Raw genomic sequence first — 23,094 nt, 5'->3', positions numbered from 1 at the left:
CCGACGTCACCGAAGACTCACCGAAGACTCACGGAAGGCAGATCGTGGCCGAGCAGCTTTACGCCACCTTGAAGACCAATCAGGGCGACATCGAGATCCGGCTCCTGCCGAACCACGCGCCCAAGACGGTCAAGAACTTCGTCGAGCTCGCCCAGGGCGAGCGTGAGTGGACGCATCCCGAGACCGGTAAGAAGTCCACGGACCGGCTGTACGACGGCACCGTCTTCCACCGCGTCATCAGCGGCTTCATGATCCAGGGCGGTGACCCGCTGGGCAACGGCACCGGTGGCCCGGGGTACGAGTTCGGTGACGAGTTCCACCCCGACCTCGGCTTCAACAAGCCGTACCTGCTGGCCATGGCCAACGCCGGCCCGGGCACCAACGGCTCGCAGTTCTTCGTGACCGTCTCGCCGACAGCCTGGCTGACCGGCAAGCACACCATCTTCGGCGATGTCGTCGACCCCGCCAGCCAGAAGGTCGTGGACGCGATCGCGGCCACCAAGACCAACTCCCGCACCGACCGTCCGCTGCAGGACGTCGTGATCGAGTCGGTCGTCATCGAGAACCGATGATCGCCGGTAGTCATCGAATGGTCACGCTCTGATTGTCCTTTCGGGAACCAACCGCCCTGCTCATCCGTACTTGTTACATAGCGGACGAGCAGGGCTGCGTTGTGAGTGCTGCCGCCACGACGAGCACCGAGGGGACCGGGAAGTGATGGGACCGATGGACCAGCAGCCGCCGGGGGACCAGGACCGGTCCGCCGCCACGGACGGCTCGCTCAGCTGCTACCGCCACCCCGGTCGCGGTACGCACATCCGCTGCACCCGCTGCGACCGCCCGATCTGCCCCGAGTGCATGGTCAACGCCTCGGTCGGCTTCCAGTGCCCGGACTGCGCCCGCCAGGGAGCCGGTACGGGACACGGCCCGGGCGCCGCCCGGCCGCGCACGGTCGCCGGCGCCCCCATCACGGCCGACCCCCGGCTCATCACCAAGATCCTGCTCGCTCTCAATGTCGCCGTGTTCATCGTGGTGTACGTGAAGGGGTCGCTGCTCCAGGACCTGACGCTCCTCGGCCGGGCCAACTTCTACTACGGCGGCCCGCCGGAGGGTGTTGCGGAGGGCCAGTGGTACCGGCTGGTGACGTCGATGTTCCTGCACCAGGAGGTGTGGCACATCGCGTTCAACATGCTGGGACTGTGGTGGCTCGGCGGCCCCTTGGAGGCGGCGCTCGGCCGCGCCCGCTACCTCACGCTCTATCTGCTCTCCGGCCTGGCGGGCAGCGCTCTCACCTACTGGCTCGCCGCACCGAATCAGCCCTCGCTCGGCGCCTCCGGCGCCATCTTCGGCCTGCTGGGCGCCACCGCCGTGCTCATGCGCAGGCTCAACTACGACATGCGCCCGGTCTTCGCGCTTCTCGCGGTGAACCTGGTCATCACCTTCAACCCCTGGGGCGGAATCGCCTGGCAGGCACATGTCGGCGGTCTGATCGCGGGCACGCTGATCGCGATCGGCATGGTGCACGCACCCCGCGAGCGGCGCGCACTGGTGCAGTACGGCACCTGCGCCCTGGTCCTGGCGACTGTGGTCGCCATCGTCGTCGCCAGAACAGCCGCGCTGACCTGAGCGGACGCCGTTCCCTGGCGCTCCCTGGACGTTCCCCCGGTCAGTTGTCCACAGCGCGTGCCGGATCTTGTGCATTCCGTGGGAACAACTGTGCCCCTTGTCGCTGAGCTGGGTTTTTCCAGCAGGGACAAGGGGCGTGCCATCCCTCGATGAGGGAGGCTGCAGTCACATCGGCGTCAACAGCCAAGGGGTTATCCACAGATCGTCTGACCTTTTCCCCCGCCTGTGGATAACGCTGTGGGTAACTCGGGGCAAGGGTTGCGGAACCGGACCCCGCTGTGGGATCAGGCGCCCTGCGGCACTACTTCCACTGCGTGGAGACACCGAAGCCGCCGGCGATGAAGCCGAAGCCGACGACGATGTTCCAGTTCCCCAGCGACTTGATCGGCAGATCGCCGTCGGTCACATAGAAAACGACGATCCAGGCCAGACCGATCAGGAAGAGCGCCAGCATCACCGGCGCCACCCAGCTGCGGCTGGTCAGCTTAATGTTGGTTGCCTGCTTCGCCGGAGGGGGCGTGAAGTCGGCCTTCTTGCGGATACGTGACTTCGGCACGAGGAACTCTCCTGTCGATGCGCTGCGTTACCGCGCAGGGAACTGTGGCTGGCGCCGGGCGGGGCGCGAGGGGGAATGCTGCCTCCCCCGGGCGTCCGTTAGCGTAGTGCTTCCGCGGCGCCGAAGGAGATAAGGGTACGTTGAGCAATTCTGCCGACTCCTCCCGAGGACCGGTCCGGCGCACCTTCCGGCACCCGGTCCGGGTGCTCACCGCCGCTGTCTTCGCCCTTGCCGGACTGATCTTCGTCACCAGCGCCAACACGGCCAAGGGCACCAACATCCGCACGGACTCTTCGCTGCTGAAGCTCTCCGACCTCATCCAGCAGCGCAGCGGCAAGAACGCCCACCTGGACGAGACCAATGCCACCGCGCGCGGGGACATCGACGCCCTCGTGCGGCGCGACCGCGGCAGCACCGAGGCGGAGGACGCCCGGCTCAAGGAGCTCGCGCGTGCCGCGGGCACCACAGAGCTCTCCGGCCGGTCCGTGTCCGTCACACTCAATGATGCACCGCTGGGCGCCACCGCGAACCCCGGCTACCCCGACCCGCAACCCAACGACCTGGTCATTCACCAGCAGGACCTGCAGGCGGTCGTCAACGCCCTCTGGCAGGGCGGTGCCCAGGGCATCCAGGTCATGGACCAGCGGCTCATCTCCACCAGCGCGGTCCGCTGCGTCGGCAACACCCTGATCCTCCAGGGCCGTGTCTACTCCCCGCCGTACAAGATCACCGCAGTGGGTGACCCGGCCGCGCTCAAGCAGGCCCTCGACGACTCCCAGGCGATCAGCAACTACCTGCTGTACGTGAAGGCATATGGGCTCGGCTGGAAAGTCGACGAGCACGAGGCGGTGACTCTTCCCGGCTACTCGGGCACAGTGGATCTCCACTATGCGGAGCCGTCGAAGTAGCGAGCAGCTGTGGGGAGGCCGACGCGGTGTCGGTGCGACTGATCGTGAGGACGTTCAGCGAACTCTGCATCACCGTCGGTGCCCTGATTGTGCTCTTTGTGGTGTACGTGCTGTTCTGGACCGGCGTGAAGGCCGCCGACGCGACCGAGGGACAGATCGACACCCTGCAGAACCAGTGGGCGCGGGGCGCGGTGTCCGCCCCCGCGCCGGGCGCGTCCCCGGCGCCGGGCACCTCCCCGACACCGTCGGCGCAGCCCGCCCCCGCGGCGTACCGCGACGGCAAGCCGTTCGCGATGCTGTACATCCCCCGCTTCGGCAAGGGCTGGGAGTGGCCCGTCCTGGAGAACACCGAGGTCAGGACCTTGCAGAAGGGGCTCGGCCACTACCGCGGGACCGCTCGCCTCGGCGCGACGGGCAACTTCGCCGTGGCCGGACACCGTCGCACGTACGGGGACCCGTTCAAGGACTTCCCGAAGCTGCGCCCGGGCGACGCGGTGCTGCTGACGGACGGGACGACGTGGTTCACGTACCGCATCGACAAGAAGCCCTACCGGACGGTGCCGAGCGACATCGGGGTCATCGATCCCGTACCCCGCAAGTCCGGTTTCGACGGGCCCGGCCGCTATCTGACGCTGACCACCTGCGACCCCGAGTGGGGCAGCAGCCACCGGCTGATCGCCTGGGCGCACCTCGACGCGACCCAGCCCGTGAGCGACGGCAGGCCGGCGGCTTTCCACAGCTGACCCACGCTCGTGCCCCGGCCCTTTAGTCTGGTCCCGTACCGAATGGAGGGGACAGCATGTACGGCTGGATCTGGCGGCATCTGCCGGGCAACGCATGGGTGCGTGCGCTCATCTCGCTCGTGCTGGCGCTGGCTGTCGTCTACGCGCTTTTCCAATACGTCTTCCCGTGGGCGGAGCCGCTGCTTCCGTTCGGCGATGTGACGGTGGACGGCTCGACCGGAACGGGGGGCGGCCAGTGAGTGCCCGCATCCTCGTCGTGGACAACTACGACAGCTTCGTCTTCAACCTCGTCCAGTACCTCTACCAGCTCGGCGCCGAGTGCGAAGTGCTGCGCAACGACGAGGTGACCACGGCACACGCCCAGGACGGCTTCGACGGGGTGCTGCTGTCGCCCGGCCCCGGCACCCCGGAGCAGGCGGGTGTCTGCGTGGAGATGGTCCGCCACTGCGCGGCCACGGGCGTCCCGGTCTTCGGGGTCTGCCTCGGGATGCAGTCGATGGCCGTGGCGTACGGCGGTGTGGTGGACCGCGCCCCGGAGCTGCTGCACGGCAAGACCTCGCTGGTGACCCATGAGGGCACCGGGGTCTTCACCGGCCTGCCGTCCCCCTTCACCGCGACCCGCTACCACTCGCTCGCCGCCGAACCCGACACGGTGCCGGCGGAGCTGGAGGTGACCGCGCGCACGGCCGACGGCATCATCATGGGGCTGCGCCACCGGGAACTGGCGGTGGAGGGTGTGCAGTTCCACCCGGAGTCGGTGCTGACCGAGCACGGCCATCTGATGCTGGCCAACTGGCTGGCGCAGTGCGGCGACACAGGAGCCGTCGCGAGGTCGGCGGGGCTCGCGCCGGTGGTGGGCAAGGCCGTCGCGTGACCGCACTCCGTCCCGAGCACGACGCCGGACAGGACGGCCCGTACGAGCAAGGAGCGTACGAGGCCGCGGGCGCGTTCGAGGCGGCGGTCGACCAGCTGGCGGATCCGCTGAACGATCCGCTGCCCGGGCAGCATGCCTCGCAGTGGTCCTCCTCCGACGGCATCCCGTCGGAGGAGCCGGGGCGGGGACTGCACCGGGCGCCGGATCAGCCATCCCCGGCGCAGCCGCAAGGGCCGGCCCACTCACAGGCGCCACAAGGGGCGCAGACGCCCGAACAGACCCCGCGGGAGTGGTACGACCCCGAGGGGTTCGAGCGGGACTGGTACGGGCAGCAGGCGCCCGCGCAGGTACCCCGAGCGCAGCCCGCCCCCGTTCCCCTCCCGCCGGACGACGAGACGGTCGGACTGCGGGCTGCGGCCGCGCGTCACCTGGCCGATCAGGCGTTGACGGTCCGGCAGCCGGTTTTTGTGCCGGAGCCGGAGCCGGAGCCGGAGCCGGAGCCGGAGCCGGAGCCGGAGCCGGTGTCGGGCCTGGGTTCGGAGTCGGGCGCGGGACCCGAGAAGGCCGATCCGGAACCGCGCACCGGAGGCCGTGCCGAGCGCCGACGCGCCGCGAAGGGGCGTGGCCGCCGACGTGCCGAACCGCGGCCGGAATCCGCGGCGTCGGCCACGGCATCTGCGTCGGCCGCCAAACCGATGTCGCGCGTCGAGGCACGACGCGCGGCGCGCGCGGCCAAGGACAGCCCGGCCGTTGTCGCCAGCCGGGTCGTCGGAGAGCTGTTCATCTCGCTCGGTGTGCTGATGCTGCTGTTCGTCACGTACCAACTGTGGTGGACGAATGTGCGCGCCGACCAGTACGCCGGCAAGGAGACGCACAAGATCCAGGACGACTGGGCGAAGGGCGACCGCAACCCGGGTGTGTTCGAGGCGGGGCAGGGATTCGCCATCATCCACATCCCCAAACTGGATGTGGTCGCTCCGATCGCCGAGGGCATCAGCAAGGAAAAGGTCCTCGACCGGGGCATGGTCGGCCACTACAGCGAGGGCACGCTGCGCACCGCGATGCCGTCCGCGAAGAAGGGCAACTTCGCGCTGGCGGGCCACCGCAACACGCACGGCGAGCCGTTCCGCTACATCAACAGGCTGCGCCCCGGTGACCTGATCGTGGTCGAGACGCAGGACGCGTACTACACGTACGAGGCGACGAGGACCCTTCCGCAGACTTCGCCGTCCAACGTCTCGGTGATCGGCCCGGTTCCGCCCGGTTCGGGGTTCACCGGGCCGGGGCGGTACATCACTCTGACGACCTGTACGCCGGAATTCACGAGTACGTACCGTCTGATCGTCTGGGGCAAGATGGTCGACGAACGACCGCGCAGCAAGGGCAAGCCCGACGCGCTCGTCGGCTGAAACATCATCACGACAGGGACGGGTGCGGTGGCAGCGAGGACCGAGCACGAAGAGCGAATCGGGGAGTCCGCGCCCCCGCCGCGGCGCAGAGACCGCCATCCCGTCGCGACGGCGGTCAGTTTCTTCGGCGAACTGCTGATCACCGCAGGCCTGGTGCTGGGTCTCTTCGTCGTCTACTCCCTCTGGTGGACGAACGTGCTCGCCGACCGCGAGGCCTCCAAGCAGGGCCACACTGTCCGGGACCGCTGGGCGGGCGGACCGGGTGCGCTGGACACCAAGGACGGCATCGGCTTCCTGCACGTTCCGTCGATGAAGAACGGCGAGGTGCTCGTCAAGAAGGGCACCGACACCGAGAACCTCAACAACGGCATCGCGGGTTACTACACGGACCCGGTGAAGTCGGCTCTCCCCTGGGACAAGAAGGGCAACTTCACGCTGGCGGCGCACCGCGACGGGCACGGTGCCAAGTTCCACAACATCGACAAGGTGAAGACGGGTGACGCGGTCGTCTTCGAGACCAGGGACACCTGGTACGTCTACAAGGTCTTCAAGGAGCTTCCCGAGACGTCCAAGTACAACGTCGATGTACTGCAGGCGGTGCCGAAGGGATCGGGCGCGAAGAAGCCCGGCCGCTACGTCACGCTGACGACCTGCACACCGGTCTACACGTCGAAGTACCGCTACATCGTGTGGGGCGAGCTGGTGCGTACGGAGAAGGTGGACAAGGACCGCACGAAGCCGGCGGAGCTGCGGCAATCGTGACTGAGCTCCTTCGAGGAGCTCAGTCGTTCTAGGATGGTGAAGGCCCGAAGTCGCAACTAGTCTTTGCGACTTCGGGCCGCTTCCCTTCCCTGCGACGGCTACCTCAGGATCCGCAGCGGTACTCCGGCGCTCCACTTTTCGAGGTGAGCGCGGTCGACGAGGGTGATGCCGTAGGTCTCGGCGATGGCGCGTGCGTCGGGTGTGAAGGACGTCGTGGCGACGAAGAGAGCCACATCGGCCCCGTGCTGGACGAAAGAGGCGCCGAGGAACTTCTGCAGCTCTCCGCTCCACACCGGACGGTAGGGCGCGAAGCTCTTGCACTGCACGACGATGCTGCGGCCGTCCGCGGTCACCGCTGTGACATCCACGCCTCGGTCGCCGGGGCCGCCGTGCACCACGACGTCCGTGCAGCCGTCGCGGCGGAGCAGTACGGCGACGTGGTGCTCGAACTCCCGCCAGTTCATGGCGTCGATGGACGCCATGATTCCGGTGTACGGGCGCGGGCCCTGGGCGTGCTCAAGGTGCCTCAGTCGGTGATGGTGATTGCAGAGCTTCTGCTCGACTTTCGCAACGTCGTCCCGGAGCGAGATCAGCTCCTTGAGGTGCTCACCGGAGGCCTCGATGAGGGCGTTGAACATGGGGACGACGGTCGTCCCGAGGATGTGGGTGATGCGTCGGTCGATGCGGTCGTCGAGGGACTCCGGTCCCCTGTGGACAGAGTTATCCACAGGCTGATTCCGTGCCACGTACTCCATATCGAGCAGATATGTACGTGTCTGACGTGCGACTTCGCTGTCCCGGAGGAGCATGGCGACGTTGAGGACGGTGCGCCTTGAGTAGAGCGCGAGGGCTCTTGACCGGGACTGAATCCCACTGACCTCCTTGAAGGAGGTCAGTTCTGTACCTGTCAAAACTCGGTAGCCGTTGGCTTCCAGTTCCTGTCGGTGGTCGACTACCAGGGATTCGATCGCTTTGATGCCGACCTGGAAGTACGCTGCCACCATCGCAGTCGTGACATGCATACCGTCCGGCAGCAGGGATAGCACTTTGACCCTGTCCAGCGCTTCCGTTCGCTCCACGATGCTTGCTCGTAGAGACCTCGACTCCAGCAGTACTGCATCGTTGATCACGAGCAGTACTGCATCGTTGATCACGTTCATGCCCTCTCGGCTCGTCTCGGATGTTGGTGCGAGCTGGGAACGGGGCTTGATCCCCACGTCACCCCATCCGTCCAACGAGTCAGCACATATGAAGACACGATCGGTTTGCGGCTGCATGTGCGGTATGCCGGGCCGGAGGCGTCGTGGCAGGGCATAGCAAAGGGCCCCGGTCACCGTTGCGGTGCCGGGGCCCTTTGGCAGTCGGGACGATTCGGGGTCAGTGCCGGCGTGAGCCGGACGGGCCGCCGAAGATGTTGCCGTCTCCACCGCCCTGCACGGTCCGGACGCTGACCGCGCTGTTCTTGTCGACCTGCTGGCCCACTTGGGGCTGGTAGAGGACGACTCTGGCGTTGTCGTCATTCGGCCCGTCCACCTGGCCGAGCTGCAGGCTCGCCCCGGCCAGCAGGTCCTTCGTCTCGCCGAGGGTCTTGCCCTGCAGGTCGGGAACCGTGGTCTGCTCCGGCTGCGGCGGGCCCTTCGAGACCTTCAGGACGATCGGGGCGTCCTTGGCCTGCTTGCCGACTCCGGGGGACTGCTCGACCACGATGTCCACCGCCTGGGGCGAGTCGATGTCGACACGCGAGATGGTTGTGAACCCGATGCCCCTGAGCTGGGCCTCTGCATCCTGGTACGTGCGGGTGCGAACGTCGGGGAGTTCCAGCAGGGCCTGCTTGGCGACCGTGATCGTGACCTCGGAGTTCTTCTCGGCCTTGGCGCCGCCCTCGGGGTCCTGCTTGATGACGGTACCCTCGGTCATTTCGGACTCGACCGCGGTGACGTTCACGGTGAAGCCCTTGTCCTCAAGCTCCTTACGGGCGGTCGCCTCGGTCTTCTCCACGACGGCCGGGACCTCGACCTTCGGCGCGCCGGTGGAGACGACGACCGTGACGGTGTCCTTCTTCGCCATCTTGCCGTCCGCAGTGGTCGGGGTCTGGCTGCAGATCTTGCCCTTGGGCTGGTCCTCGCAGGGTTCGTTCGAGTCGACCTTGAGGACGACGTCGGCGTTCTCCGCGTGTTTCTCTGCCTGCTGCACGGTCAAGCCGACCATGTTCGGCACATCGACCTTGCTGCTGTCGTTGTTGGTGTCGCTGAAAAGCTGCCGGCCGATCAGGATCGCGCCGATCAGCACCAGGACGCCCGCGACGATCAGCAGGATCGTCGAGATGTTGCTCTTCTTCTGGCGCCTGCGGTCCGGTCGGTCGTCGTAGCCGTAGCCGCCGTCGTCCGGGTTGACCGGGGGCAGCATGGACGTGGGTGCGCCGTTCTGGTCCGTGGCACGCAGTGCGGTGGTCGGCTGGTCGTTGCCGTATCCGTCGTAGCCGCCGTAACCGGGCGCGCCCATCGCCGCGGTGGCGGCGACCGGCTGGCCGTCGAGGCAGGCCTCGATGTCGGCGCGCATCTCGTCGGCCGACTGGTAGCGGTAGTCGGGGTCCTTGGTCAGGGCCTTCAACACGATCGCGTCCATCTCGGGCGTGATCTCGGGGTCGAAGTTGCTCGGCGGCTGCGGCTCTTCCCGTACGTGCTGGTAGGCGACCGCGACGGGTGAGTCCCCGATGAACGGCGGCCGGACCGTCAGCAGCTCGTAGAGCAGGCAGCCGGTCGAGTACAGGTCGGAACGCGCGTCGACCTGCTCGCCCTTGGCCTGCTCCGGGGAGAGGTACTGGGCGGTGCCGATGACGGCCGAGGTCTGGGTCATCGTCATGCCGGAGTCGCCCATGGCGCGGGCGATGCCGAAGTCCATGACCTTGACCTGGCCGGTGCGCGTCAGCATGACGTTCGCCGGCTTGATGTCGCGGTGGACGATGCCCGCGCGGTGCGAGTACTCCAGTGCCTGGAGGATGCCGACGGTCATCTCAAGGGTGCGCTCGGGCAGCAGCCTGCGGCCGGAGTGCAGAAGTTCCCTGAGCGTCGATCCGTCGACGTACTCCATGACGATGTACGGGATGGAGACCCCGTCGACGTAATCCTCGCCGGTGTCGTAGACCGCGACGATCGCCGGGTGGTTGAGCGAGGCGGCGGACTGGGCCTCACGGCGGAACCGGGCCTGGAAGGACGGGTCGCGGGCCAGGTCGGCCCGCAGCGTCTTCACAGCTACGGTGCGGCCGAGCCGGGTGTCGTGTGCGAGGTAGACCTCGGCCATGCCACCACGGCCGAGCACCGAGCCCAGCTCGTACCGGCCGCCGAGGCGACGCGGCTCTTCCATAACTGTTCCAGCCCTCTCCGTCAGTCCCGACCGCACCGGTGTGTGGTCCGGCGGTGTGCTGCTCGCGCATACGCTACCGGCCGCGCACTACCTGATCGGCCCGGAGTCCGGACCTGATATCTGACCGGTATCCCAATGTGCAGGTATGGCACCCGATGTGATGGGCATCACCTCCTGCTGTCGATGACCGCCTTCATCACAGCCTGCGCGATCGGGGCGGCCAGACCACCACCGGAGATGTCGTCACGGTTGGCCTGGCCGTCCTCGACGACCACGGCGACGGCGACCGGGGAGCCGCTGCCGGTCTTGGCGTACGAGATGAACCAGGCGTACGGCTTCTCGCTGTTGTTCAGACCGTGCTGGGCCGTACCCGTCTTGCCGCCGACGGTGACGCCCGGGATCTTGGCGTTCTGCCCTGTGCCGTTCGCGACGACGGTCTCCATCATCTGCTGGAGCTTCTGGGCGTTTTCACCCGAGAGGGGCTGGCTGAACTGCTCCTTCTCGTGGGTGTAGATCGGATCCAGGCCGGGGGCCTGGCGCTCGGCGACCATGTACGGCTGCATCAGCTTGCCGTCGTTGGCGACCGCGGCGGCGACCATCGCCATCTGCAGCGGGGTGGCGCGGTTGGACGCCTGGCCGATCCCGGCCATGGCGTTCTGCGGCCGGTTGTCCTTGGGATAGACGCTGGCGTCGGCACGTACCGGAGTGAAGATTTCCTTGTTGAAGCCGAACTTATTGGCCTCGTCGATCATCTTCTGGTTACCGAGGTCATCGCTGATCTTGCCGAAGACGGTGTTGCAGGACCACCGCAGTGCTTCCCGGAGCGAGGCGTTTTTGCACGGGATGTTGCCCTCGTTCTCCAGGTTGCCGGTGGTCTGCGGGAGCCGGTAGGGCAGCGGCGATCTGGTGGCCTCGTCGATGCTGGTGTACAGCCCGTTCTCCAGCGCGGCCGCGGCGGTGACGACCTTGAACGTCGAGCCCGGCGGGTAGGTCTCGCGCAATGCCCGGTTGAGCATCGGCTTGTCCTTGTCGTTCAGGAGCTGCTGCCGGGCTTCCGCGTCCTTGAGGGAATTGCCCGCGAAGACCGAGGGGTCGTACGAAGGGGTGCTGACGAGGGCCAGGATGGCGCCGGTCTGCGGGTCGAGCGCGGCTACGGCACCCTTCTTGTTGCCGAGCCCCTTGAAGGCGGCCTTCTGGGCGGCGGCGTTGAGAGTGGTGACGATGTTGCCGCCGGTCTTCTTCTCACCGGTGAAGAGGGACAGCGTGCGGTCGAAGAACAGCTGGTCGCTGTTGCCGGTGAGGATTCCGTCCTCGATGTTCTCCAGCTGCGACGCGTCGAACGCCTGCGAGGAGTAGCCGGTCACGGGCGCCCACATGGGGCCGTTCTTCCAGACCCTCTTGTACTTGAAGTCGCTGCCCTTGGTCTCGACGGACCCGGTGACGGGGTTTCCGTCGACGATGATGTTGCCGCGCTCGTGTGCGTACCGCTCGATCTGGACGCGGCGGTTGTGCTTGTTCGCGTTCAGTTCGTCGGCACGCACGTACTGGAGCCAGTTGACACGGACCAGGAGAGCGAGGACGAGCAGCCCGCAGAAGATCGCGATCCTGCGAAGGGGCTTGTTCACGGTCGGACCACCTGGGTCATCTCGGCGTCGGAGGACGGGGCGGGGGCCGGGGCGGGGCGGCGGGCGGTGTCGCTGATACGGAGCAGGATTCCGATCAGGGCCCAGTTGGCGATCACTGACGATCCGCCTGCCGCGACGAACGGCATGGTCATACCGGTCAGCGGAATGAGTCCCATGACACCGCCGGCGACGACGAAGACCTGAATGGCGAAGGAGCCGGAGAGCCCGATCGCGAGCAGCTTGCCGAAGGGGTCGCGGGCGGCGAGCGCGGTACGGACACCACGCTCGACGATCAGACCGTAGACGAGAAGGACGGCCATCATCCCGGCGAGGCCGAGCTCCTCGCCGACGGTGGCGAGGATGAAGTCGGAGTTGGCGGCGAAGCCGATCAGGTCGGAATTGCCCTGGCCGAGGCCGGTGCCGAGAGTGCCGCCGGAGCCGAACGCCATCAGGGACTTCGCCATCTGCTCGCTGGCGGCCACCTTGCCCCATCCGGCGAACGGGTCGAGCCAGGCCGTGACACGCTGCTGGACGTGCGGTTCGAATGCGGCCACACCGACGGCGCCGACTGCGGACATCAGCAGACCGAAGACGATCCAGCTGGTGCGCTCGGTGGCGACGTACAGCATGACGACGAACATGCCGAAGAACAGCAGGGACGAGCCCAGATCGGTCTCGAAGACCAGGATGAGGATCGAGAAGGCCCAGACCATGAGGATCGGCCCGAGGTCCCTGCCCCGCGGCAGATAGAGGCCCATGAAGCGGCGGCTGGCCAGGGCCAGCGCGTCGCGCTTGACCATGAGATAGCCGGCGAAGAACACCGCAATGATGATCTTGGCGAACTCCCCTGGCTGGATTGTGCCGACGCCGGGGATCTTGATCCAGATCTTGGCGCCGTTCACCGCGGGGAAGAACATCGGAAGGATCAGCAAGAACAGCGCGACGACCATGGAGATGTAGGTGTAGCGCTGCAGGATGCGGTGGTCCTTGAGGGCCACCAGTACGACGACGAGCAGCCCGACGCCGACAGCGGAGAACATCAGCTGCTTGGACGCAGCGGGTGCGAAGGTCTTCAGTGCCTGGAACCTTTCCGACTGGTCCAGGCGCCAGATGATCGCCAGTCCCAGACCGTTGAGCAAGGTGGCCAGCGGCAGCAGAAGCGGGTCCGCGTAGGGGGCAAATCTGCGGACCGCGAGATGTGCGACGCCTGCGAGCAGGGCGAGCCCGAGTCCGTATCCGAGCATGCCGGAGGGCAGTTCGCCGTTGAGGGCGAGGCCCACGTTGGCGTACGCGAACACCGAGATGAAGACGGCGAAGAGAAGCAGAACCAGTTCGGTGTTGCGACGGCTCGGTGCGTCGATCGCGCCGATCGTGGTCGTGTTGGTGACAACGCTCATGGTGCTGAAGGCTCCCTACGGCTTACTGCTTACCGCACTGCGGGACCAGCTTTTTCTCTTCCTCCGAGAGGCTGGGACCAGGAGTGGGAGTCGCTGCGGTCGGCTTGGTCTTGGTGGCGTCGGAGGTGCCGGACGTCTTGGCGGCGTCGGAGTCCGTGCCACTGGCTTGGCCCTCGTCGGAGCCGGCCTTCGCGGCCGCGCGTCGCTGGGCGTCCTTCTTGCAGGCGGACGCCTGGACGGAGAGTTCGCCGATCTTCTCGCGCGCGGCGGTGAGGTTGCCCTCGGCGATGGTCGCCTCGACCTTATTGCGCTGGTAGGGCGGCAGGTACTTGAGTTCGATCTCGGGGTGGTCCTTCTCGACCTTCGAGAGCGAGACCCACGCCAGGTCCTGGCTGATGCCGCGGAACAGCGCGACGTGTTCGTTCTTCGCGCCGACATAGAACTGGTTCTGGGTCCAGCGGTAGCCGCCGTAGAGACCGCCGCCGACGACGGCGAGGGCGAGCACGGTGTAGAAGGACCGCTTGAGCCACCTGCGGCCGCCGCGGGGCTTGACGAAGTCGTCGTCGGTGTACGCGTCGAAGGAGCCGTCCGGCATTCCACCGTAGCCGACGTCGTCGCCGCTGCCGGGCGGGCCGAAGCCGCCGGCGGGCGGCGGGACGGGACGGCCGAGGCCGGCCGCTCGTCCGGCGGGGGTATGCATGGCGCCGCCGTCGTTCTGCTGGGCGGCCTGGTTCTCGGCGACCGCGCCGACGATGACCGGGGTGTCGTTGAGCTGCCCGGCCAGGGTGTCGTTGCTGTCGACGTCGAGGACATCGGCGACGATGCAGGTGATGTTGTCCGGGCCGCCGCCGCGCAGAGCGAGCTGGATCAGCTCCTGGATGGTCTCCTGGGGACCCTGGTAACTGGCGAGGGTCTCTTCCATCGTCTGGTGGGAGACGACGCCGGAGAGACCGTCGGAGCAGATCAGGTAGCGGTCGCCGGCCCGGACCTCACGGATGGAGAGATCGGGTTCGACGTGGTCGCCACTGCCCAGCGCACGCATCAAGAGAGCGCGCTGCGGGTGGGTGGTGGCCTCTTCCTCGGTGATCCGGCCCTCGTCGACCAGCCGCTGCACCCAGGTGTGGTCCTGGGTGATCTGGGTGAGTACGCCGTCACGCAGCAGGTACGCGCGGGAGTCGCCGACGTGGACGAGGCCGAGGCGCTGGCCGGTCCAGAGCAGGGCGGTGAGCGTGGTGCCCATGCCCTCCAGCTGGGGGTCCTCCTCGACCATCATGCGCAGCTGGTCATTGGCCCGCTGGACCGCCGTACCGAGCGAAGTGAGGATGTCCGAGCCCGGGACGTCGTCGTCGAGCTGGACGAGCGTGGAGATCACCTCGGAGCTGGCGACCTCACCGGCCGCCTGGCCGCCCATGCCGTCGGCGATGGCGAGAAGGCGCGGACCGGCGTAGCCGGAGTCCTCGTTGCCCTCTCGGATCATGCCCTTGTGCGATCCGGCGGCGAAGCGCAGGGAAAGACTCATGCGCACCTCACCCGTCGGCTCGGGGTACAGCCGGTCTCGAGCCACACTGCCCACCCTCCGGTCGGGAGCCGGGCCGGGTCCGTTGCCCGGGCCGTCGCGGCTCGCTCGCTCCGCTCGCTCATTGTCGTACTACTTCCGCAGCTCGATGACGGTCTTGCCGATCCGGATCGGCGCGCCCAGCGGAACAGGCGTCGGGGTGGTGAGTCGGGTCCGGTCGAGATATGTGCCGTTGGTGGACCCGAGATCCTCGACGATCCACTGTCCGTCACGGTCGGGGTAGATCCTGGCATGCCTGCTGGACGCGTAGTCGTCGTCCAGCACGATCGTTGAGTCATGGGCCCGGCCCAGCGTGATGGTCTGTCCCTGGAGCGTCACCGTGGTGCCGGTGAGAGTGCCTTCGGAGACGACCAGCTTTGTGGGTGCCCCCCGGCGCTGGCGGCCGGGCTGTTGGCGTTGCTGCGGCGGTGCCGCAGGATTCTGGCGCGTCTGTGGCGGTCGAGCGTCGTTCGCGGTGCGGCGTGAGCCGCGCTGCGTGACGCGCGTACCGAACAGGTCGCTGCGAATGACCTGGACGGCCACGATTACGAACAGCCACAGAACAGCCAGGAATCCTAGCCGCATGACCGTCAGGGTCAGCTCTGACATTGCCCCCGCTTCACCCTTCGGCTTGCCGGTAAACGATGGTGGTGCTGCCCACGACGATCCGCGAGCCGTCGCGGAGCGTAGCGCGGGTTGTGTGCTGCCCGTCTACCACGATGCCGTTGGTGGACCCGAGATCCTGGATCGTTGAGGGCGTTCCGGTCCGGATCTCACAGTGCCGACGCGATACGCCGGGGTCGTCGATCCGCACGTCGGCGTCGGTGCTGCGTCCCAGCACCAGCGTCGGGCGGGAGATCTGATGGCGGGTGCCGTTGATCTCGATCCAGCGCCGCACCTGCGCGTTCGGCAGGGGGCTGGGTCCGGCCGGCGGGTGCCGGTCGGTACTGGGCGCTCCGGGCCTGCCTGCGCCCGGCGGCGGCGCCGCGGGCATGGGCGGGGCGGAGCTGGGCGGATAGCCGTAACCGCCGGTGGACTGCGCGGGACGCCCCGGGCCCGGGTGGGGGGGCTGGCCGGGCTGTCCCGGCCGGCCCTGGGAATCCTGCTGCTGTGACGAACTCGACGCCAGGGTGCGGCTGCGCACCCGGTAGAGCCCGGTGTCCAGGTCGTCGGCCTTCTCCAGATGGACCTTGATGGGGCCCATGAAGGTGTACCGCTGCTGCTTGGCGTAGTCGCGGACCAGGCCGGAGAGTTCGTCGCCCAACTGTCCCGAGTACGGGCTGAGTCGCTCGTAGTCGGGGGTGCTGAGCTCGACGATGAAGTCGTTGGGGACGACGGTCCGCTCGCGGTTCCAGATCGTTGCGTTGTTGTCGCACTCGCGCTGGAGGGCTCCCGCGATCTCGACCGGCTGGACCTCGGACTTGAAGACCTTGGCGAAGGTGCCATTGACCAGACCTTCGAGACGCTGCTCGAAACGCTTCATGACTCCCATGGGGCACCTCCTCCGTTGTAGTCGTCCCTGTACTGCTTACTGATCGTATCCACGCGTCGGGAAATCGGCTGGTTCCCCTTGTCTGCCCTGTGGATGAGTGTCACCTCTCACACGGATCGTAGAGGCGGCCTCCTCACAGTGTCCCGCACGAGGGGTGCACTGAGGAGGAGTGGGGGCGGCCGCTGGGCGTTCCCGTTTCCCGCCAGGCGTTCGGTGAAACAACGGATGTGAATCCACCCTGTCCAGCGTGCTAATCTTCCGGATGTCGCCAGGCGCTCGCACCAAACGGTGAGAGAGTCTGAAAACACCACTCTTGCGCGAGTGGCGGAACGGCAGACGCGCTGGCTTCAGGTGCCAGTGTCCTTTGGGACGTGGGGGTTCAAATCCCCCCTCGCGCACAAGAGAGAAGCCCCACAGGCCAAACGGTCTGTGGGGCTTCTTCGTTCCCACGGGTGCACGTCGGCTCCCACGGGTGCACGTCGGTTCTTGCTGGTGCTCGAGGGCGCTCGGCGTGCCTGTTATGTCGGTCGCCGGCCATGCCCGTCGCGTATGGCGTGCTCGCTGTCTCCGTGGCCGATGGGCTGCGACCGGGGTGTGGCTGCTTTCGTCGTGAGCGGGTGCGACGAAAGTGAGGCGTCGCGGGTGTGCGGGGCTGCCCAGGGTGCGGGGCGTGTACCCGATATCGAAGCTCCGGGCGGCCGGCAGTGGTGTGCGGCGCCGGAGCTGTGGTCCCGGCGCAGAACGGCCGGAGAGGCCGTGCCGGCCGTGGTGCTCGGGCTGCTGGCGGGCCGGGACGGAAGAACTGCTGCGCAGCGGAGAGCCGCGGTTGTGGACGCTGTCGGCCGCCGTAGTGGTGCTGTCCTTGATGAGGCGCCGGATGCCGGTGACCGTGCTGGTGATGACGGCCGCCCTGGCCGGGCTGTCCGGCGGATTCACGCTGCTGCTGATAGTGCGTGAGGTCGTCGGCATCCTCCGGGACGGTGTCGAGGTACCGGCGCGGGGCGGTGAGGGCGGACAGCCGACGGCGCGGGGTACCGCCGGCATCGAGGAGTTGACGGCGGCGGCGCGGGCTGCCGGAAGCGCCGTGGAGCTTCGCCGTACGGGAAGGATCCGGGCACTGGCCGCGGCCGCGGACCATGCGGCGTACCACGTCGTCCAGGAAGCACTTATCAATGCGTACAAGCATGCGCCGGGTGGGGCGATCACGGTCGAGCTGCGCTACGAGCCGGATTCCTTCGTCGTCGAGATCGTCAATGTTCCACAGTGGCATGCGCAGCCTGCGGGTGAGGTGGTGAGCGGTGGGCAGGGGCTGCCCGGTCTGCGTGAGCGGGCCCGGCTGGTCGGCGGCATGGTGTACGCCGGCCGGACCCAGGACGGCGGCTTCCGGGTGGCCGGGGTGCTTCCCTATGGCGCCGAGGGCGTGCCCGGCGGTGCGGCGGGCACGCCGTTGGCCGATGCGGAGGACGACTTCCGGCAGCAGTCCCGGATGGCCCCGCTGGGGAACGGTGGTCCGGTCATGGACCGGACGGTTTCCGAGCGGGAGTTGGCGATGAGCGGAAGCAGAAGAAGCAGAGGCGGCGGTCGCGCTGGGCTGCGGGGCAGGAGCCGGAGCCCTGGTGCTGTGCCGCCGGCCGGCGGCTTCGGCCTCCGGCCGAACTGATCCAGGCGGTGCGAGCAGCGGCGGCCGGGGATGCCCATCTCTCACCCGGTGTCACCCGGCACGTGGTGGATCAGCTGACCCTGGGCCGGACGGCGGTGCGGGGCGAGGACGCGCGACAGCGGGTGGCGGCGCTCAGCGGGCGGGAACGCGAGGTGCTGGCGCTGCTCGGGGAGGGGCTCTCCAACGCGGACGCGGGCAGGCGGTTGCACATGAGCGAGGCGACGGTGAAGACGTATGTGAGCCGGATCCTGGCGAAGCTGGGTTTGCGAGAACCGGGTGCAGGCTGCGGGTGCAGGTCAGGTGTTCTGCGGGGTGGTTGCGCCGGCGTCGCCTGCCGAGTTGTAGCGCAGTAGGTACTCCGCGAACCTGGCGAGGTCGTCCGTTGTCCATTCGGCGAGACGCTGCTGGTACGCGGCTTGGCGGCTGGCCTGCGTCGAGGCGAGTGCCCGGGTTCCTGCCTCGGTGGGGTGCAGTACCTGGATGCGATGGTCGTCCGGGTCCGGGTGGCGCTCGACCAGGCCCAGCTTTTCCAGAGTGCCGACCTGCCGGCTGACCGTCGATTTGTCCAGCATGTAGTGCGCGGCAAGATCCGTTGCCCGGCAGCCGTGCTGGTCGTCGATGTGCGCCAGCAGCGTGTACGAGACCAGGGGCAGTTCCGGATGGAGGCGGGCTGCCGCGGCCCGCGCGCGACGCGCGAAGGCGGTCAGTTCGCGCTGGATGACATTCAGCGATTCTTCGCGTTCTACGGGGTCGCCTGGCACTGGTTCGCCTTCCGTCTCGTCTCCCTGGGGATTCAGTTGTATAGTACAACGGGTTAGGAGTTGTAAAAGCCAACTATTGGAGTGTCCGCATGTCCTCAGGCCCGAGTGCCGCCGCCGGCTCCACCGCAGCCGCTCTGCGTCATGTGCTGAGCCATCTCGTCACGCCGCTGCTGATGTGCATCGGCATGGGGCTCGCCTACCTCGGGGCGTTTCACGCCCCTGAGCCGCACGAGCTGAGGGTGGACGTGGTCGGGTCGGGGCCGAGCGCGCAGGTGCTCGCGCAGACGCTGCAGGACAAGGGCGACGGGGCGCTGAGTGTGCACACGGTCCCCGATCGCGCAGCGGCGGTGAATCACCTGAAGACACAGGCCAGTTACGGTGCCTACCTGCCGGGGAAGCACCCCGAGCTGCTGGTGGCCCGCGCGGCGTCCGACACCAGCGCCACGGTGGTCGAGAAGATCTTCACCAAGGTCGCCGCCGAGCACGGTCATCCGCTGAAGGTGACGGACACGGCACCGACCGCGGACGGCGATCCGACCGGCCAGGGCATCTTCTTCCTGCTGGTTGCGGTGAGCATCGGTTCCTACGCCTCGGTCGCGGTGATCGGCGGCGCGGGCGCGGTGCTTCCGCTGCGGATCAGGGCCGCGCTGACGGCTGCCGCGTCCCTCGTGGTGAGCCTGATCGGAGCGGTCTTCGCCGGTCCGCTGTTCGGTCTCGTGGACCACGGGCTCGGCGGTCTCTGGGCGATGGCCTGGCTCTACTCGGCGGGCATTCTGCTGATCGGCGTCGGGCTGCACACCTTCCTCAAGCGGTGGACGACGCTCGGCGTGATGGTGCTCTTCGTGATGCTCAACTTCACCAGCTCCGGCGGCATCTTCCGGCCGGAGCTGCAGCCCGGCTTCTTCGGTGCGCTGCACTCCTTCTGGAACGGTGCGGGCTTCGTCGAGGGCGTACGCAGCCATGTGTACTTCGGCGGACATGCGCTCGGCCGGAATGTGCTGGTGCTCGTGGTGGGTCTGGCAGTGATGGGTGCGGCAGGGCTGGTCGAGGCGAGGAGGCGGAAGGTCGCGGTGGAGGCTGCTCCGGCAGGGGCGGCCGGGGGAACGGTCGAGGCCGGGGCCGCACAGGGACGGGGGCGACACGTCAGGGCCGAAGCCCGGACCGAGGTGGACGACGAGGAAGAGCTGGAAGGGGAGTTGGAAGAGGAGCTGGAAGAGGCCGTCGGCGTCTGACCAGGGCAGAGCGTTGCCCATGGGGTGTTGTCCACAGGCCGGAACGTGAGTTCTCCACAGGGGCAGACGGCTTTTGGCGGACGGCGGTACCTTCGTCGCAATTGATCTGCGACAGGGCGTCGGGCCAGGAGCGCAGGGCGAGGGTGGGGGAGGCCGCGCGCCATGGGCAAAATCGAAGCGACAGTGCCGGTTCAGCGGGCTGTACAAGGGAATCCGCGTATTCCGGTCGTGCCCGGATTCGCTCGCCGGGAGGATGGGGTGGCCGCGGTGGGCGGGAGCGCGCCGCAGTCGCCCAGGAGGGTGGGCAAGGCTTTGCGGGAGAGAGTGTCCAGGGCCTCTCACTCCTCTCTGGACCTTCCGGCCCGGCGGCCCGATGCCGTGCAGGCGGTCGAGGAGTCAAACCGCGGCCGGGTGCCCGGGCTCACCCCGATCCGGGTGGGGCGGATGGCGGCCACACCGTTCGCCTTTCTGCGAGGCTCGGCCGGGCTGATGGCCCATGACCTGGCGGGCACGCCCGTCAGCGGGGTGGGCGCTCAGCTCTGCGGCGATGCGCACGCGGCCAATTTCGGGCTGTACGGCGATGCACGTGGCAGCCTGGTCATCGATCTGAACGATTTCGACGAGACCATGTTCGGTCCCTGGGAATGGGACCTCAAGCGCCTCGCCACATCGCTGGTGCTCGCCGGGCGGGAGGCCGGGGCGGACGAGGACACCTGCCACCAGGGTGCATACGACACGGTGGGCGCCTACCGGCGGACGATGCGGCTGCTGGCCAAGATGCCCGCGCTCGACGCCTGGAACGCCATCGCAGACGAGGAATTGGTTTCGCACACCGATGCGCGGGATCTGCTCGGCACCCTGGAGCGGGTATCGGAAAAGGCCCGTAACAACACCAGCGCCCGTTTCGCGGCCAAGTCCACCGAGGGTTCCGGGGGCGGCGGACGTCGCTTCATCGACGCGCCGCCGGTGCTGCGGCGGGTACCGGACGACGAGGCCGCGGCGGTGGCGGCGGGGCTCGGCGATTATCTGGGCACGATCTCGGAGGACCGGGTGCCGCTCCTCGCCAGGTACGCGATCCACGACGTGGCGTTCCGGGTGGTCGGCACGGGGAGCGTCGGCACCCGGTCGTACGTGGTGCTCCTGCTCGATCACCGTGGCGAGTCCTTGGTGCTGCAGGTGAAGGAGGCGCGGCCCTCCGTACTGTCGCCGTATCTGCCGGCTGCCGGGTTCGACGTGCCGGGGGTGGCGCACGAGGGGCGCCGAGTGGTGCTCGGACAGAAGCGGATGCAGGTCGTCAGCGACATCCTGCTGGGGTGGGCCACCGTGGAGGGGCGCCCCTTCCAGGTGCGGCAGTTCCGGAACCGCAAGGGCAGCGTGGACCCGGCGGCCCTGGCAGCCGACCAGGTCGACGATTACGGCCGGATGACCGGTGCGCTGCTGGCGCGGGCCCATGCGCACAGCGCCGATCCGCGACTGATCGCGGGTTACTGCGGCAAGAACGAAGAGCTGGACGAGGCGGTGGCGGCGTTCGCGGTGACGTACGCGGACCGGACGGAGGCGGACCACACGGAGCTGGTACGGGCCATCGGGGCGGGGCGAATAGCCGCCGAACCTGGCGTGTGAGGGGCATTGAGCCGACCGCGCGTCATCGGGGTGTCGGAGGTGGCCATACGCTGGACGAGTGACCCACGAAGCCGCCGGGGTGCCGACCACCCGGAACGACGATGACCGGCAGGACAACGACCGGCAGCACGATCAGCATGCGCCGGATGCGCCGGATGCGCCGGACGGCCGGTCAGCCGGTGTCGGTGCTGGTGAGGGCGCCGGTGCTGCTGATGGGACCGGCGGCGCTGTCGGCGGGCATACGGAGGGGGCTCGGCCCGAGGCTCGGCTCGCCAAGGCGGTACGGGCGGCGGAGCAGGCATTGATCGAGTTCGAGATCGCGGTGGAGACCTTCCGGGTCGAGGTCGAGAACTTCTCCCGGCTCCACCACCAGAAGCTTGGGCCGATGTACGCCCGCCTCGATGAGCTCGACGCGCAGATCGCGGAGGCCCGGGCTGCCAGGACCGGTGATCCCGAAGACCTCCGCAAGGCTCAGGAGGCCCGGGCGATCGTGATGCCGATGCCGGGTGTCGACGAGCTGTTCCACGACTGGATCGACTCCGACGGGCTGTCCCCCGAGGCGGCGGCGATGCTGACCGAGCAGCCGGTCCGGCCTCCCAAGCGGGTCCGGCCGACCGAGGAGGCGCGCAAGCTCTACCGCGAGCTGGCGCGCAAGGCCCACCCGGACCTGGCGCAGGACGAGACGGAGCGGGCACGCAGGGACGAGTTCATCACCCGCGTCAACGCCGCTTACGGGCGTGGTGACGAGGCGCTGCTGATCGAACTGGCGCAGGAGTGGGCGGCGGGGCCGGTGACGCCGGAGACGGAGCTCAGCGAGAGCGAGGAGCTCTACGCCCGGCTGAACTGGCTGACCCAGCGCAAGGAACTGCTGACGGTGCTCGCTCAGGAGCTTGAGGAGAGCGCGATCGGAGCCATGCTGCGGATGGCGCCCGACGATCCGGACCGGCTGCTCGACGAGATCGCCGATCAGCTGCTGGGCGAGGTCGCTCAGCGTGAGGCGGAGCTGGCGGGTCTGGTGCAGTAGCGTTCCTGGTGACTCTGGAGCGTACGTACGAGAGAAGGCATGACCCATGAATTTCGTCCCGCTGCCCTCGGTGGATGTCGCGGCGGTTCCGTCGGGCGGCTTTGTGCTGGATGTCCGCGAGGACGACGAATGGGCGGCCGGGCACGTCGAAGGCGCTCTGCACATCCCGATGAGTGACTTTGTGGGTCGCTTCGGTGAGCTGACCGAGGCTGCTGAGAGCGGTCAGCGCGTGCACGTGATGTGCCGGGTCGGTGGCCGGTCCGCCCAGGTCACCCAGTACCTGGTGCAGCAGGGCATCGACGCGGTGAACATCGACGGCGGGATGCTTGCCTGGGACGGTGCCGGGCGGTCGATGGTCACCGACAACGGCACCCCGGCTTTCGTGCTCTGAGCCGGGTGGCAGCTCGGTTGCCCGGCTGCTGGGTCCTTCGGGCCGCGCGACTGCTCGGCGGCTCGGGCGGCGTCGGCTGAGGGTCGGGTCGGG

Annotated in this window: 22 protein-coding genes, 1 tRNA gene and 1 pseudogene; 15 read left to right on the top strand and 9 right to left on the bottom strand. The window is 68.0% G+C overall.

Annotated features, from left to right (window positions below; all coding sequences use genetic code 11):
* Positions 1-44: 44 nt before the first annotated feature.
* Both OG306_RS18960 and OG306_RS18955 read left to right on the top strand, forming a co-directional pair.
* Positions 45-572: a peptidylprolyl isomerase gene (locus OG306_RS18960; protein ID WP_266747298.1), complete on the top strand. Its 528-nt coding sequence runs from the start codon at positions 45-47 to the stop codon at positions 570-572.
* A gap of 154 nt (positions 573-726) precedes the next feature.
* Positions 727-1,626: a rhomboid family intramembrane serine protease gene (locus OG306_RS18955; protein ID WP_266747297.1), complete on the top strand. Its 900-nt coding sequence runs from the start codon at positions 727-729 to the stop codon at positions 1,624-1,626.
* A 301-nt stretch (positions 1,627-1,927) separates the two neighbouring features.
* Here the strand turns inward: OG306_RS18955 and crgA are convergent, their stop codons facing one another.
* The gene (gene crgA / locus OG306_RS18950; protein WP_265543105.1) at positions 1,928-2,182 is read right to left on the bottom strand and encodes a cell division protein CrgA; all 255 of its coding nucleotides are present in this window, start codon (positions 2,180-2,182) and stop codon (positions 1,928-1,930) included.
* A gap of 140 nt (positions 2,183-2,322) precedes the next feature.
* Between crgA and OG306_RS18945 the strand changes: the two genes are divergently transcribed.
* Genes OG306_RS18945 through OG306_RS18920 form a run of 6 tightly spaced genes read left to right on the top strand, consistent with a single transcriptional unit; the run spans position 2,323 to position 6,878 of the window.
* Positions 2,323-3,090: a DUF881 domain-containing protein gene (locus OG306_RS18945; protein ID WP_266747296.1), complete on the top strand. Its 768-nt coding sequence runs from the start codon at positions 2,323-2,325 to the stop codon at positions 3,088-3,090.
* 26 nt (positions 3,091-3,116) lie between these two features.
* The gene (locus OG306_RS18940; RefSeq protein ID WP_266747295.1) at positions 3,117-3,833 is read left to right on the top strand and encodes a class E sortase; all 717 of its coding nucleotides are present in this window, start codon (positions 3,117-3,119) and stop codon (positions 3,831-3,833) included.
* Positions 3,834-3,889: 56 nt separating this feature from the next.
* On the top strand, positions 3,890-4,072 hold the full coding sequence (locus OG306_RS18935; protein WP_266747294.1) for a hypothetical protein: 183 nt from the start codon (positions 3,890-3,892) through the stop codon (positions 4,070-4,072).
* Positions 4,069-4,707 carry an aminodeoxychorismate/anthranilate synthase component II gene (locus tag OG306_RS18930; protein WP_266747293.1) on the top strand — a complete coding sequence of 213 codons (639 nt, stop codon included), beginning with the start codon at positions 4,069-4,071 and terminating at the stop codon, positions 4,705-4,707. Before OG306_RS18935 ends, OG306_RS18930 begins: the two co-directional genes overlap by 4 nt.
* Positions 4,704-6,116 carry a class E sortase gene (locus OG306_RS18925; RefSeq protein ID WP_266747292.1) on the top strand — a complete coding sequence of 471 codons (1,413 nt, stop codon included), beginning with the start codon at positions 4,704-4,706 and terminating at the stop codon, positions 6,114-6,116. Before OG306_RS18930 ends, OG306_RS18925 begins: the two co-directional genes overlap by 4 nt.
* Before the next feature lie 27 nt (positions 6,117-6,143).
* Complete coding sequence (locus tag OG306_RS18920) at positions 6,144-6,878, top strand: class E sortase (protein ID WP_266747291.1); 735 nt, start codon at positions 6,144-6,146, stop codon at positions 6,876-6,878.
* Between the two features lie 98 nt (positions 6,879-6,976).
* On the opposite strand, the gene OG306_RS18915 is transcribed toward OG306_RS18920, so the two are convergent.
* The 7 genes from OG306_RS18915 to OG306_RS18885 all read right to left on the bottom strand — a co-directional run bounded on the left by OG306_RS18915 (position 6,977) and on the right by OG306_RS18885 (position 16,310).
* Positions 6,977-8,038 carry a restriction endonuclease gene (locus OG306_RS18915; RefSeq protein ID WP_266747290.1) on the bottom strand — a complete coding sequence of 354 codons (1,062 nt, stop codon included), beginning with the start codon at positions 8,036-8,038 and terminating at the stop codon, positions 6,977-6,979.
* A 217-nt stretch (positions 8,039-8,255) separates the two neighbouring features.
* Positions 8,256-10,241: a Stk1 family PASTA domain-containing Ser/Thr kinase gene (pknB, locus tag OG306_RS18910; protein WP_266906076.1), complete on the bottom strand. Its 1,986-nt coding sequence runs from the start codon at positions 10,239-10,241 to the stop codon at positions 8,256-8,258.
* Between the two features lie 167 nt (positions 10,242-10,408).
* Positions 10,409-11,866 carry a penicillin-binding transpeptidase domain-containing protein gene (locus OG306_RS18905; RefSeq protein WP_266747288.1) on the bottom strand — a complete coding sequence of 486 codons (1,458 nt, stop codon included), beginning with the start codon at positions 11,864-11,866 and terminating at the stop codon, positions 10,409-10,411.
* Entirely contained in the window at positions 11,863-13,263 is a 1,401-nt protein-coding gene (locus OG306_RS18900; RefSeq protein ID WP_266747287.1) for an FtsW/RodA/SpoVE family cell cycle protein, read from the bottom strand. Before OG306_RS18900 ends, OG306_RS18905 begins: the two co-directional genes overlap by 4 nt.
* Positions 13,264-13,285: 22 nt before the next feature.
* Complete coding sequence (locus tag OG306_RS18895) at positions 13,286-14,782, bottom strand: Stp1/IreP family PP2C-type Ser/Thr phosphatase (protein WP_266747286.1); 1,497 nt, start codon at positions 14,780-14,782, stop codon at positions 13,286-13,288.
* Between the two features lie 129 nt (positions 14,783-14,911).
* Entirely contained in the window at positions 14,912-15,427 is a 516-nt protein-coding gene (locus OG306_RS18890; protein ID WP_266747285.1) for an FHA domain-containing protein FhaB/FipA, read from the bottom strand.
* Positions 15,428-15,437: 10 nt separating this feature from the next.
* The gene (locus OG306_RS18885) at positions 15,438-16,310 is read right to left on the bottom strand and encodes an FhaA domain-containing protein (protein WP_266747284.1); all 873 of its coding nucleotides are present in this window, start codon (positions 16,308-16,310) and stop codon (positions 15,438-15,440) included.
* Positions 16,311-16,625: 315 nt separating this feature from the next.
* On the opposite strand from OG306_RS18885, the gene OG306_RS18880 reads away from it, so the two are divergent.
* From OG306_RS18880 to OG306_RS18870, 3 genes and pseudogenes are all read left to right on the top strand, one after another.
* Positions 16,626-16,708: transfer RNA gene (locus OG306_RS18880), tRNA-Leu, on the top strand.
* A 479-nt stretch (positions 16,709-17,187) separates the two neighbouring features.
* Positions 17,188-17,970 carry an ATP-binding protein gene (locus OG306_RS18875; protein WP_266747283.1) on the top strand — a complete coding sequence of 261 codons (783 nt, stop codon included), beginning with the start codon at positions 17,188-17,190 and terminating at the stop codon, positions 17,968-17,970.
* Positions 17,958-18,315, top strand: a pseudogene (locus OG306_RS18870) (response regulator transcription factor); the annotation flags it as partial. The gene OG306_RS18875 and the pseudogene OG306_RS18870, both read left to right, overlap by 13 nt.
* On the opposite strand, the gene OG306_RS18865 reads toward OG306_RS18870, so the two are convergent.
* A complete protein-coding gene (locus OG306_RS18865) occupies positions 18,267-18,731 on the bottom strand; it encodes a MarR family winged helix-turn-helix transcriptional regulator (RefSeq protein WP_266747282.1) in 465 nt (154 codons plus the stop codon). The pseudogene OG306_RS18870 and the gene OG306_RS18865 overlap by 49 nt on opposite strands.
* Before the next feature lie 89 nt (positions 18,732-18,820).
* Between OG306_RS18865 and OG306_RS18860 the strand changes: the two genes are divergently transcribed.
* From OG306_RS18860 to OG306_RS18845, 4 genes are all read left to right on the top strand, one after another.
* Positions 18,821-19,963 carry a hypothetical protein gene (locus OG306_RS18860; RefSeq protein ID WP_371665516.1) on the top strand — a complete coding sequence of 381 codons (1,143 nt, stop codon included), beginning with the start codon at positions 18,821-18,823 and terminating at the stop codon, positions 19,961-19,963.
* Between the two features lie 162 nt (positions 19,964-20,125).
* Positions 20,126-21,586: a DUF2252 domain-containing protein gene (locus OG306_RS18855; RefSeq protein WP_266747280.1), complete on the top strand. Its 1,461-nt coding sequence runs from the start codon at positions 20,126-20,128 to the stop codon at positions 21,584-21,586.
* Between the two features lie 58 nt (positions 21,587-21,644).
* Positions 21,645-22,610, top strand: coding sequence for a hypothetical protein (locus tag OG306_RS18850; RefSeq protein WP_371665515.1), 966 nt, complete (start codon positions 21,645-21,647; stop codon positions 22,608-22,610).
* A 46-nt stretch (positions 22,611-22,656) separates the two neighbouring features.
* A complete protein-coding gene (locus OG306_RS18845; protein WP_266747278.1) occupies positions 22,657-23,001 on the top strand; it encodes a rhodanese-like domain-containing protein in 345 nt (114 codons plus the stop codon).
* Positions 23,002-23,094 lie beyond the last annotated feature (93 nt).

The organism is Streptomyces sp. NBC_01241, assembly GCF_041435435.1.
Taxonomy (GTDB): Bacteria; Actinomycetota; Actinomycetes; order Streptomycetales; family Streptomycetaceae; genus Streptomyces.
Note: the sequence above shows the minus strand (reverse complement) of the source record. Positions and strands in the feature narration are given on the sequence as shown.